The organism is Streptomyces sp. NPDC050738 (assembly GCF_040654175.1).
Taxonomy (GTDB): Bacteria; Actinomycetota; Actinomycetes; order Streptomycetales; family Streptomycetaceae; genus Streptomyces.
Genome location: NZ_JBFAHN010000012.1, coordinates 189092 through 201500, shown reverse-complemented (window position 1 = coordinate 201500; position 12409 = coordinate 189092). Strand labels below are relative to the sequence as shown.

10 protein-coding genes are annotated in these 12409 nt (G+C 71.3%); 9 read left to right on the top strand and 1 reads right to left on the bottom strand.

Features of this window, described 5'->3' with window-relative positions:
* The first annotated feature begins 129 nt into the window (after nucleotides 1-129).
* From AB0H78_RS27855 to AB0H78_RS27840, 4 genes are all read left to right on the top strand, one after another.
* Nucleotides 130-684, top strand: coding sequence for a winged helix-turn-helix domain-containing protein (locus AB0H78_RS27855; RefSeq protein WP_363237356.1), 555 nt, complete (start codon nucleotides 130-132; stop codon nucleotides 682-684).
* Nucleotides 685-807: 123 nt separating this feature from the next.
* Nucleotides 808-2082 carry a sensor domain-containing protein gene (locus tag AB0H78_RS27850; protein ID WP_363237355.1) on the top strand — a complete coding sequence of 425 codons (1275 nt, stop codon included), beginning with the start codon at nucleotides 808-810 and terminating at the stop codon, nucleotides 2080-2082.
* The gene (locus tag AB0H78_RS27845; protein WP_363237354.1) at nucleotides 2067-2723 is read left to right on the top strand and encodes a response regulator transcription factor; all 657 of its coding nucleotides are present in this window, start codon (nucleotides 2067-2069) and stop codon (nucleotides 2721-2723) included. Before AB0H78_RS27850 ends, AB0H78_RS27845 begins: the two co-directional genes overlap by 16 nt.
* Before the next feature lie 153 nt (nucleotides 2724-2876).
* Complete coding sequence (locus AB0H78_RS27840) at nucleotides 2877-4358, top strand: DUF1996 domain-containing protein (RefSeq protein WP_363237352.1); 1482 nt, start codon at nucleotides 2877-2879, stop codon at nucleotides 4356-4358.
* A gap of 42 nt (nucleotides 4359-4400) precedes the next feature.
* On the opposite strand, the gene AB0H78_RS27835 is transcribed toward AB0H78_RS27840, so the two are convergent.
* Nucleotides 4401-4805: a hypothetical protein gene (locus tag AB0H78_RS27835; RefSeq protein WP_363237422.1), complete on the bottom strand. Its 405-nt coding sequence runs from the start codon at nucleotides 4803-4805 to the stop codon at nucleotides 4401-4403.
* A gap of 180 nt (nucleotides 4806-4985) precedes the next feature.
* On the opposite strand from AB0H78_RS27835, the gene AB0H78_RS27830 reads away from it, so the two are divergent.
* The 5 genes from AB0H78_RS27830 (at nucleotide 4986) to AB0H78_RS27810 (ending at nucleotide 12409) form a co-directional block, all read left to right on the top strand.
* Nucleotides 4986-8069 (top strand): alpha-N-acetylglucosaminidase TIM-barrel domain-containing protein, encoded by a 3084-nt coding sequence (locus AB0H78_RS27830; RefSeq protein ID WP_363237351.1) that lies wholly within the window; start codon nucleotides 4986-4988, stop codon nucleotides 8067-8069.
* The gene (locus AB0H78_RS27825; RefSeq protein ID WP_363237350.1) at nucleotides 8066-8638 is read left to right on the top strand and encodes a rhomboid-like protein; all 573 of its coding nucleotides are present in this window, start codon (nucleotides 8066-8068) and stop codon (nucleotides 8636-8638) included. Before AB0H78_RS27830 ends, AB0H78_RS27825 begins: the two co-directional genes overlap by 4 nt.
* A 22-nt stretch (nucleotides 8639-8660) precedes the next feature.
* Complete coding sequence (locus tag AB0H78_RS27820; RefSeq protein WP_363237349.1) at nucleotides 8661-9461, top strand: tyrosine-protein phosphatase; 801 nt, start codon at nucleotides 8661-8663, stop codon at nucleotides 9459-9461.
* A 69-nt stretch (nucleotides 9462-9530) separates the two neighbouring features.
* Nucleotides 9531-11468: a hypothetical protein gene (locus tag AB0H78_RS27815; RefSeq protein ID WP_363237348.1), complete on the top strand. Its 1938-nt coding sequence runs from the start codon at nucleotides 9531-9533 to the stop codon at nucleotides 11466-11468.
* A gap of 56 nt (nucleotides 11469-11524) precedes the next feature.
* A complete protein-coding gene (locus tag AB0H78_RS27810; protein ID WP_363237347.1) occupies nucleotides 11525-12409 on the top strand; it encodes a metal-dependent hydrolase in 885 nt (294 codons plus the stop codon).

The window sequence follows — 12409 nt, the reverse complement described above, 5'->3', positions numbered from 1 at the left end:
GTGTTGCCGCGCGACGAAAGCGCCGGCCCTCTAAAGCCTCCCTCGTCGAACCACCGTCGAAGGCCTTCGGCCCGCGCGCACGACGTACGTCCACCAGACGACCTCTCCGCGCGAAAGAGCTGACCTCTCATGGCGAACACCCGATCGCTCCCTGTTTCCACCGCTGCGACCGCCACCCCCATCCCCCTCAACCGGCACCGGCTCCGCGCCGTCGACCGGGACGAGGTCGCCCCGCCCATCGATCCCGCGGCGTTCCTGCCGCCTCTGCCGCCCGGCGCCACCTGGCTGCCCGCGCCGCAGCACACCCTGCCCGTCCTGCCCGGACAGCCGCCGATGATCGGCTACCTGGTGCTCGTACCCGCCGATCAGCAGTCCGCGCCCGAAGCGGTGCAGGCCGCCGACGATCTGCCCGTACGGATCGACTCGGCGCAGCGCATCGCCCAGGTCGACGGGCGTCCGCTGGAGCTGACGTATCTGGAGTTCGAGCTGCTCGCCCATCTCGTCGCCCATCCGCACCGGGTGCACACCCGCGACCAGCTGGTGACCACCGTGTGGGGTTACGGGCACGTCGGGGACGGGCGGACCGTGGACGTCCACGTGGCGCGGCTGCGCCGCAAGCTGGGTGCCGCGCACCGGCACTCGATCCAGACGGTACGCAGGGTGGGGTACAAGTACGCCCCGTGATCCCCGCGGGGTGTTGCTGGATACACCCTGGTCCGGGGGACGGACCCAGTGACGTGACTGATCCTCTGCGGCAACACTGGAGCATGGCTCCAGGACGGGGCCGCAGAGGATGGGACGTACAACATGAATGCGACGAGGGCACGCGACGCGGCAGTGGCCGGCGCACAGGGTCTTGCGCTGGCACTGCTCGCGCTGGCCGGTTCGATCACGCTCTTCGTGCTCTCGGTGGTCTCCATCGCGCTGATCCCGATCGGGGTGGGCGTCTTCACCACCCCCGCCGTGCTCTCCCTGGTCCGCGCGCACGCCGCTCAGCGCCGGCTGCTCGCCGACCGGTGGGCGGGCGTGCGGATCCCGGCTCCGTACCGCCCCTTTCCCAAGGACATGCGCACCGGCATCACCGGTCAGGTCGAGCGGTGCACGCTGATGCTCAAGGACGGGGCGACCTGGCGTGACCTGCGGTGGCTCCTGGTCGACATGACCGCGGGTACGGCCACCGCGATCCTGGCGCCCGGGCTCTTCGCCGAAGGGGTCTTCGGCGTGGTGCTCGCGGCCGGGCTGTGGAGTGTGCTGTACGACGCGAGCGACGGCGACTGGTGGTACCAGTTCATCCCCATCCAGGGCTGGGGCACCGCCTTCCTCGCCGGGCTTCTCGGACTCGTCTACTTCGCCCTGGCCCTGTACGTGAACCGGTCCCTGGTCACCACCCACTTCCGCGTCACCCGCGCCCTGCTGGCCCCCGACGGCCGCGCCGAGCTCGTCGAGCGCGTCGACCGTCTCACCGAGACCCGGCACGACGCACTGGACAGCTCCGCCGCCGAACTGCGCCGTATCGAGAGGGACTTGCACGACGGGGCGCAGGCCAGGCTCGTCGCGATGGGCATGAATCTGGGCACCATCGAGGCCCTCGTCGAGAAGGACCCCGCCCAGGCCAAGAAGATGCTGGCCATGGCACGGGAGTCGTCGGCGGAGGCGCTGACCGAGCTGCGCGATCTCGTACGCGGCATCCACCCGCCGGTGCTCGCCGAGCGCGGTCTCGGCGATGCGGTACGGGCCCTGGCGCTGCGGCTGCCGGTCTCCACCGAGGTCGACGTGGAACAGATGGCCGGGCGTGCCGGGGCGCCGGTCGAGTCGGCCGCGTACTTCGCCGTGAGCGAGGTGCTCACCAATGCGGTCAAGCACTCCGGCGCGGACCGGATCTGGGTGGACATGCACCACGCCGAGGGGATGCTGCGGATCGCCGTCACCGACAACGGAAGCGGCGGTGCGAGCATGGCCGGTGGCAGCGGGCTGAGCGGGATCGAACGCCGACTCGGTACATTCGACGGCGTACTGGCCGTCAGCAGCCCCGCGGGCGGTCCGACCATGGTGACCATGGAGATCCCTTGCGAGTTGTCCTAGCCGAAGATCTCTTCCTGCTGCGCGACGGCCTGGTCCGGATGCTCGAAGCGTACGACTTCGAGATCGCCGCGGCAGTGGAGACCGGGCCCGAACTGACCAGAGCCCTCGCGGAGTTGGAGCCGGACGTCGCCGTCGTCGACGTCCGGCTCCCGCCGTCGCACACCGACGAGGGGCTGCAGTGCGCGCTGGCCGCCCGCAAGGCGCGGCCCGGGCTGCCCGTGCTCGTGCTCTCCCAGCATGTGGAGCAGCTGTACGCGCGTGAGCTGCTCGCCGACGGGAACGGCGGCGTCGGCTATCTGCTGAAGGACCGGGTCTTCGACGCGGACCAGTTCATCGACGCGGTACGACGGGTCGCGGCCGGGGGTACGGCCATGGACCCCACCGTCATCCAGCAGCTGCTCTCGCGGCGCGCCGCCGACAAGCCGGTGGGCAGCCTCACCCCGCGCGAGCGCGAGGTGATGGAACTGATGGCGCAGGGCCGCTCCAACGCCGCCATCGCGGGCCAACTGGTCGTCACCGAGCGGGCGGTGGCGAAGCACACCTCCAACATCTTCGTGAAGCTGGGCCTGGAGGTCCACGACGACGACAACCGCCGGGTGCTCGCGGTCCTCGCCTACCTCGACCGGGACGACCGGGGCTGATTGCCTGTTTCGTCGCGGTACATCCGATGTGCGGATGCAGATTTCCACGAATTTCCCCGGACGCTGAACGAACCGCATTCCCCGTCCGTATGGAACGTCGCGCTTCACCCCCGCCGGGATCCCCCATACCCGGATACGAAGCTGAGGAGTTCCATGGGACGCACATCGCGAAAACGATCGACGCTGGCGAACCGGGCGATTGTCGCCTCGGCCGCACTGCTCCTGGGCGGAGGCGGGCTCGCCGGGCTGAATGTGTACGCCTCTGCCGGAGAAACCACTTCGGCCCAGCCGGAATCCGGTCAGAGCTCGAACACATGGCAGCAGATGTCGACCATCAACTGCCCCGATGTGGGCAATCGGTTACCCGAGGTCCCTGATGGGTCCCGTCAGGAAGTGGACACACAACTGGCCACACTCGACAGCCAGATCACCGAGGCGTACAAGCGGTTCGCGGATTCCAGGGACCGGATATCCCAGGACCCCGATCTTGCGCAGAGCTCACTTCTCGGCCCGCTGAAGGACGAACGCCTGGACAGCATCGACCGGATCGCCAATGCCATCGGCGCGAATACCGAGCGGCCCGAGGGACTCGACAGCCTCGCTCCCTGCACCCTGCGCGCCGACGACAACCAGGACGGCAGCCGGCGAGGCGGTCAAGGCGGCGGGAACGGCAACTCCGCATCCCCCTCGCCGTCCTCATCCGCGTCCTCGCCCTCGTCCGGTACGGACAACGGCCAGGTCAAGCAGGGCAACGGCCCCGAGGCCGCCGACTTCGTCGCCATCAGGTCCGTACGCCCCAACGTCAGCACGCCCCGCAGCCGGCGCTCCGGATCGGCCGGCACCTTCACGTCCAACTGCGGCCGCAATCAGAACGGAAAGTTCAATCCGGACAATGTCATCGTCGCTCCCGGTGTGAGCAATGGCGCACACCATATGCACGATTACGTCGGAAACCAGGCGACGGATGCCTTCGCCAGTGACCAGAAACTGGCCGACGGACAGACCAGTTGCCGGAATCAGGGCGACAAGTCCACTTATTACTGGCCTGTCCTGCGCCTGCAGAACGGTCAGGACGCAAAGGATGTGAACACCCCCGGCGGCGGCCAGGACCAGAACACCGGGATCATCCAGACCCCTGCCCAGGTCACCCTGAACTGGGTGGGAAATCCCGTGGCCAAGGTCGTCGCCATGCCGCGTTTTCTGCGGATCATCACGGGCGACGCGAAGGCCTTCACCAATGGTGATGCCAACGCCAATGCCTCCTGGTCCTGCACCGGATTCGAGAACCGCCAGCTCAAGGACAAGTACCCGATCTGCCCCCGGGGCAGCAAAGTGGTCCGCACCTTCCATTTCCAGAGCTGCTGGGACGGCCAGAACACCGACAGTGCGAATCACCGCACCCATGTGGCCTTTGCCGACCGCAACGGTGCGTGCCAGAACGGCTTCAAGGCCATCCCGCAGCTGGTGCAGCGCATCGTGTACGCGGTCCCGCCGGGACCCGGGTTCGCCGTGGACTCCTTCCCCGAGCAGCTCCACAAGCCCGTCACCGATCACGGCGACTTCATCAACGTCTTCAGCGACCAGCTGATGAAGAAGGTGGTCGGCTGCATCAACACGGGCCGTCGGTGCACCTGACCACACCGGGCCGGCTCCGGCCGGCCCCCTGAACCTGCGCGGTCAGCTCGCGTGGTGACCGGAATGCCCGGGCTCGCTCCCCCCACTGCCGCTACTCCCCGAGTGGTGCTGCGAGCCCGCTTCCACCGTCCCGCCGAGCCGGCCGCGCAGCGCTGTCACCACCTTGTCCTCGCCGACCGCGACCCATTTGCGGCCGACCAGGTACGTGCCGCCGTAGTCCTTGGCCCCGTTGATCCACTCGCGCTGGCCACGGTCGGTCGCGAAGGTCGCCAGGACGTAACGCCCGTCCGGTGTCGTGCAGTTGGCCTGCCGCAGCTCCGCCGCGTCGGTGGCGATCTCAGGGGCGCACTTGGCCTTCGCGGCCAGCTGCTCCAGGCTGCCGGTCGCGGTCTTCGGTACGTCGGGGGAGTCGGAGCAGCCCGCCATCAGACCCAGGCTCAGGCCCATGGCCACGGCTGCCACCGCCGTTACCGCTTGGGTACGCATCCGCCCATCGTGCCGCCCGCGGCCCCTTCCGCGCGGGCGAACCCATCACCTCGTACGCACCATTGCCCGTCCCCCTCCTCGTCATTAACGTGCGCTGCGCACGCACCTGTTGTCACACAAGCGGTCACACGAGGAGCGCCCATGCCAGAGCTGTCCAGACGTACGCTGCTGAGCACCGCCGGGGCGATCGGGGCCGGTGCGGCGCTCGGCGTCCACACCCCCGCATCGGCCGCCGAGACCTCCGTATCCGCCGCCACCGCCCCTGACCTGGGGCCCGCCCGCGCCGCCCTGCAGCGCCTCCTCCCCCGCCACGCCGGCCAGTTCCGTCTGACGGCCCTCACCGGCGGCGCCGACCGCTTCCGCGTCTCCGGTGCGCACGGCCGTATCGAGGTCGCCGCGACCTCCGCGGCCACCGCCCTGACGGGCGTCAACTGGTACCTCAAGTACACCTGTCACGCCCATATCTCCTGGAACTCCGAGCAGCTGGACCTCCCCTCCCGGCTGCCCGCGCCCCGCCGCCCCGTCGAGCGCTCGGCGACCGTGCCGCACCGGTTCGCGTTCAACGACACTCATGACGGATACACCGCTCCGTACGCCGACTGGGCGCGCTGGGAGCACATGATCGACGTGCTCGCCCTGCACGGCTGCAACGAAGTCCTGGTGACAGCGGGCCAAGAGGCCGTCTATCACCGGCTGTTGCAGGACTTCGGCTACTCCGACACCGAGGCCAGGACCTGGCTCCCGGCCCCCTCGCACCAGCCGTGGTGGCTGCTGCAGAACATGAGCGGCTACGGTGGCCCGCTCTCCCCCGCCCTCATCGACCGCCGCGCCGACCTCGGCCGCCGCATCGCCGACCGCATGCGCGAGATGGGCATGCACCCGGTCTTCCCCGGCTACTTCGGGACGGTCCCTGACGGTTTCGTGGCCCGCAACCCAGGAGCCCGCGTCGTCCCGCAGGGCACCTGGAACGGGCTGCACCGCCCTGACTGGCTCGATCCGCGCACCCCCGTGTTCCCCGAGGTCGCCGCGGCCTTCTACCGCCACCAGGGCGAACTCTTCGGCGAGGCGGGCCACTTCAAGATGGACCTGCTGCACGAGGGCGGCACCGCGGGGGACGTCCCCGTACCCGATGCGGCACGCGCCGTGGAGACCTCCCTGCAGACCGCACGCCCCGGCGCGACCTGGGTGATCCTCGGCTGGCAGGCCAATCCGCGCCCCGAGCTGCTCGCGGCGATCGACACGAAGCGCATCCTCATCGTCGACGGCCTCTCCGACCTCGACACGGTCACCGACCGCGAGAGCGACTGGGGCGGAGCACCGTACGCCTTCGGGACCATCCCCAACTTCGGCGGCCGCACCACGATCGGCGCCAACTCCGACCGCTGGACGGAGCGGTTCACCGCCTGGCGCGACAAGCCGGGCAGCGCCTGTGTGGGCACGGCGTACATGCCGGAGGCCGCCGAGCGCGACCCCGCCGCCTTCGAGCTCTTCAGCGAGCTCGCCTGGCGCGAGGAGAAGACCGACAGGGCCGACTGGTTCCGTACGTACCCGACCCTTCGCTACGGCGGCGACGACCACGCCGCACAGGCCGCCTTCACCGCGCTCGCGACCTCCGCCTACCGGCTCACCTCCGCCGACGGCCGTCCGGTCGACTCGCTCTTCTCGCGCCGCCCCAGCATCGGCTCGTCCGTCAACTTCGCCTTCGATCCTGCCCAGTTCGACACCGCCTTCGCCTCGCTCCTCGACGTACGAAGCTCGCTGCGCGACTCGGACGCGTACCGCTACGACCTCACCGACCTCGCCCGCCAGGCCGTCGCCAACCGCTCGCGCACCCTGATGGGACAGCTGCGCGCCGCCTACGCGACGAAGGACCTCGCCAACTTCCGCCCCCTCGCGGCCCTCTGGCTGAAGCTGATCCGTCTGGCCGACGACATGTCAGGCTGCCACCGCGCGTTCCTCCTCGGACCGTGGCTGGAGGACGCCAAACGCCTCGCGACCAGCCCGGAGGAGACCATCCAGCTGGAGTGGACGGCCCGCACCCTCATCACCACCTGGGCCGACCGCACCGCCGCCGACGACCTCAGCAACTACGCCAACCGCGACTGGAACGGCCTGCTGCGCGACGTCCATCTGCCGCAGTGGCAGGCGTACTTGGACGAACTGGAGGCGGCGCTCACCGAGGGCAGGGCGGCCAGGGCCTTCGACTGGTACCCGGACGAGGAGGCCTGGACCCACAAGACGGACCCGTATCCGGTACGGGCCACGGGCGACGCCCACCGCACCGCCCAGCGCGTCCACGACACCCTCGCCGCCGCCCCCTACCAGGGCGCCACCACCGTCACCGCCGACCCCGTCGCCTTCACCCCGGGCTCCACGGGCACCGTCACCGCCTCCTTCCGCAACCTCAACGGGCTGCGCGCGACGGGACGCGTCGACCTGACCCTCACCGGTCTCGCCGCGAACCCTCCGGGCGCCGCCACCCTGAAAAGCGTCGGCCCGGGTGCGACCGGCACCGTGTCCTGGCAGGTCACAGCCCCGTCCGACCCGCTCACCGACCCGCTGCGCCCGATGCCGTACAGCCTGCGCACCGACTTCGGGCCGCGCGGCGAGGACCGGGTGGCGGTCACCCAGCAGAGCGCGGTGTACCTGGCGACACCCCTGGAGGCGGGCTGGTCCATGTACACCAGCAATCAGGCCGTCTTCGGGCAGCTCGGCGACCGGATCGCGGTGAACGGCAGCGGGCAGGACCTGTGGAAGGGGACCTCGCAGTTCGGGACGGCCTTCAGGCCGGGCGTGATGCGCGACGGTGTGAGCGTCGTGGTGCGCGTCGACTCCCAGGAGAACACCGGGAGTTGGGCACGGTGCGGCCTCATGGTCCGCAACGCCCTCGGGACCGCCGGCTCCCCCGCCTTCCTGAATCTCGCCGCCACTCCCGGCCAGGGCGTCGTCATGTCGTACGACACCAACGGCGACGGCACCCTCGACACGTACAAGCGCATCACCGGCATCAAGGCCCCGGTGCTGCTGCGGCTGACGCGCGCGGCCGGTGCGTACACCGGTGAGTGCTCGACCGACGCCGGCGCCACCTGGCGGAAGATCGCGACGGTGACCATGCCGCGCACCGCCGAGGTGCAGGACGCGGGGATCTTCATGAGCGCGTGCAACGGCGGCAGCGGCGTGCGCGGCACGGTGGAATTCAGCGGATGGGCCATCATGGGCGGGTGATCGCCCTCACCCCCGCCTATGTCGGGGGCGTGCAGCTCGGTGCGTACGCCGTGCACCGCCTGCTGCGCGCCCCCGCGCGCGAGCGCCTGCTGCACGCCTGCTCGACCAACGCGGAGAACCTGGACGCAGGCCGCTGGTCGACCCTTGTCACCAGTGCGCTGATGGTCGAGGAGCCGATGGAGCTGCCGTACGCGCTGCTGCTCCTGGCCGTTCTCGGCTATGCGGAGTACGCGTACGGCGCCTGGTGGGCGGCCGGTGTCTTTGCGCTCGGGCACGCGGGCGCGACCCTGCTGGTGTACGGGGGCCTGCGCGCCCGCCGGCCCCCTGCCGCGACCCGCACCGCGGTGGACGTGGGCGCCAGTTATGGGTTCAACGCGGTGCTCGGCGCGCTGACCGGGGCGCTCCCGGCCGGTCCGCTGCGCGCCGCCGCACGCGGGGCTCTCCTCGCGATCGGGGCCCGGCCGCTGCTCGGGCGGGGGCGGACCTTCACGGACGCGGGGCACTTCGCGGCGCTGGCGCTGGGCATGGGAGTCTCCCTGGTGGACTACCGTTCGACCGGAAACCGGTAGAAAGCACCAGGAGTCAGCCGCCATGAACGCGATCGCAGCCACCACCGTCGCCAACCTCCGTGATCTGGGCGGCCTCCCGCTCTCCGGCGGCCGCACCGTCCGCGCGGGCCTCGTGCTGCGCTCCGGCCAGCTGGACCGCCTCGACCCGGCCGCCGACCCAGCCGTGGCCGCACTCGGTCTGCGTACGGTCGTCGACTTCCGCACCGAGGCGGAGCGCGCCGACCACCCCGACCTGGTGCCGTCCGACGTCCGCCTGGTCGTCGCCGACGCGCTCGCCGACACGATCAGCGCCCGCGACAAGCCGGCCGCGGCCCAGCTCAAGCACATCCTCTCCGACCCCGCCGTCGCGGAACGCGAGCTGGGCGGCGGCAAGGCGCAGGCGGTCTTCGCGGACACCTACCGCGCGCTGGTCTCCTCCGAATCCGCGAAGGCCGCGTACCGCACGCTCCTCACCGAGCTGGCCGCCGACGACGCGGGCCCGCTGCTCTTCCACTGCACGGCGGGCAAGGACCGCACCGGCTGGGCGGCGACCGTGATCCTCGGACTGCTCGGCGCGGACGAGCAGACGATCCTGACCGAGTACCTGGCGGTCAATCCGGCGGTCCGCCAGGCCTTCGCCCCCTTCATCGACGGCTTCGTCGCGCGGGGCGGCGACCCGGAGATCGCCCTCGCCATCATCGGTGTGGTGCCCGAGTATCTGGCCGCCGCGCTCGAAGAGGTGGACGTGCGCTACGGCTCGCTGGAGAAGTACGTACGCGAAGGCCTCGGCGTGGACGACGAGTCGGTCGAGCGCATCCGTATCCGGCTCACCGCGGGCGCCTGACGCCTCCCCCTCAACTGCCGTTCCGCGGCTGCGGGGTGACCATCGCACGATTCGCTCGTTCAGCTGAACGTGCCCACGAAGCAGGCTGCCCCCGCCGCCGTCCCCTCGTCCCCGCCGTCCGTCGATGTCGAGCAGGCCGAGGCCGCGCTCGTCGAGCACTATCCGCGGCTGGTGCGCATCGCGTACCTCGTGCTGCCGCCGTCGCTCGGCCGCAACCGCCGGGTCCTCACCGCGCACTCCCTCGCGCAGCGCTCGCTGCCGCGCGGGCGCGGTGCGGGCCCTGAGGCGATCCCGGCGCCTCGGCGGCCGGACGGGACGGATCCGGGCTATGCGTACGTACGCGGCCGGGTCCTGAAGTCCGCGCTGGAGGCGGGCATCCCGCTCGTCCGCAAGGCCTGGCCCAAGCGTGCGCAGCTGCCCCCGCTGCTTCCGCAGGTGTGGGGTCTGCGGCTCTTCCCGCGCTCGGGCGGCGCGGACGAACTGGCCCTGGACCAGCGGCTGTCCACGCTCTCGGGGCCTGCCAGGGCCGCTTATGTGCTGCGCGGTCTGGAGAAGCTGGACGACACCCAGGTGCACCGCGCCCTCACGGAGGCGGGGGTCGCGGGGGCGGACGCGCAGGCCGCGCTGGCCACGGCGGACGGTGTGCTTCCGCAGTACGAACTGCTCGCCTCGCCCGAGTTCGACCCCTGTTCGCTGCAGGCCCGCCCGACCGATCTGATGCGCCGCCGCCAGCACGGCAGGGCGGCGCTCGTGGCGGGGGCCGCGCTGCTGGTGTGCGGGGCGCTGCTGACCCTGCCCGGGGGTGGCTGGGGCCCCGACGGGGCCGCGGCGCCTTCGTACGCGCAGAACCCGGCCGCCGAACAGGCTCTGGACCCGGGGAAGTTGACCCGGGTCGCGCCCGCCGCCTGGCAGGCGTCGTCCCGTACCGACTTCTCCGTCTGGCCCGCCCGCGGCGACCGCGCAGACGACACCGGACTGCTGCGGCGCGCGCTCGCGGTGTGGGCGCGGCCCGGCAGCGCGGTGCGGGTCTCGGCGACCCCGGGCACCGCGTCGGGGCCCGCGATGGGCCCGCCCCAGCTCCTGTTCGCGGGCACGGTCGACCAGGCGGCTGTCGTCCTGCTCTACGACGGGCTGCGCGTCGTGCGCTACGCCGAGGCCGCGGACGGAGACTCCTCGGGCGCCGCGCTCGACTTCGCGCGGGTGGACGGCGCGGACGCGGCGGCGGCCAACGCCCTGGTGGTGGGCCGCACCGACGGCAACGTCCGTTATCTCACGGCCCCTTGGGTCCGTGAGGCGGCCGTACGCGACCTGCTCGACCCGGCTGCGGGCTCGCACCGTGTGCGCCGCACGAAGGACGGCGTGACGGACCCCGTGCCGAGCCCGGCGCAGGCCGGCAGCTGCACCTCCTGGGACGCCCTGGAGCTGCGCGACGACGTCTCGGACCGACTGATGACGGACCTCGGCGAGCTCACCCCGGCGCGTCTGACCTCCGGCACCCCGAGCGCCCCGCATGACGTCAAGGGACCTGCGGAGCTGGCGAGTTGGGCCCGTACGGCCTGCCTGCTGCCCGGGGTGCGCTCGCACGGGGTGCGGTCGGTGAACTCCTGGAGCTACGCCCGCCAGGTGCTCCCCGAGGACAACGGCACCGCGTCCTGGGTCTGCACCAGGGCCGAGACCTGGCGCGGCACGGGGAGCAGGGCGCTCGCCCAGTTCCAGCCCCCGTCCCCGAAGCCGGGCGCGCCTGGCGCGATCGCGGCCCGCTCCGAGTCCACGCCCGCCTGCGGGGTGCGCAGCCCCCGGGTGCTCGCTGGAGTGCTCTGGAAGTCGCGCGGCGGACAGTGGTACGTACTGGCCGCGGGCAGCTCCCAGTTCGCCTCGCTGGCCACGACGGGCGGGGCCGAGGGCAGCGCCTCGGGCCGCTTTCTGGCCGTACGGGCGCGGCAGGGCGTACAGGCGGAGCTGAACGGCAGGCTGCGGGACGGGACGCGGGTCGGAGCGCTGCGGTGAAAAAACCGGCGTCCAGGGGGTGCCCTTCACCCCGTACCGGTCAGTACATTGACGCCATGTCTAATACGCAGCCGGACGTGGTGGCGTCGGAGCACACCCCGCTGAAGCCCCGCAATGTCTCCTTCTCCTGGGACGAGACGCCTCTGCACTGGGTGCCGGGGGACGCCTTCACGACCCACACGATCAACGTTCTGCATCTGCTGCTGCCCGCCGGCGAGCGCTGGTTCGTGCACGTCTACAAGCAGGTCCTCCCGCTCATCACGGACGACCGGCTGCGCGAGGACGTCATGGGGTTCATCGGCCAGGAGGCGATGCACTCCCAGGCGCACGACGACGTGCTCCCCCACCTCAAGGCGCTCGGCCTCGACCCGACGCCGTACACCGCCCAGGTCGACTGGTTCTTCGAGAAGCTGCTCGGCGACCGGACGCTCCCGCCGGGCAAGGCCCGTGACTGGTGGCTCCTGGAACGCGTCGCGATCATCGCCGCGATCGAGCACTACACGGCGTTCCTCGGCGACTGGGTGCTCAACGCCGACGCCCTCGACCGGCGCGGCGCGGACCCCACCATGCTGGATCTGCTGCGCTGGCACGGCGCCGAGGAGGTCGAGCACCGCTCGGTGGCCTTCGACCTCTTCATGCATGTGGACGGCGGCTACCGGCGCCGGGCCCGCACCTGGGCGACGGCCTTCACCGCGCTGATCTTCCTCTGGCAGCGCGGCACCCGCTTCTTCATGGAGAACGACCCGACGCTGCACGACGGGAAGGCCACGTTCACCGCGCTGCGGCACCGCGGCCGTGTCGGCATGCTGCCCTCCACCGGTGCGATGGTGCGCTCCATCCCCCGCTATCTGAGCCGGAGTTACCACCCCTCGCAGGAGGCCAGCACCGCCCAGGCCGTGGCGTATCTCGCCTCGTCCCCCGCCGCGAAGGGAACCCACTGA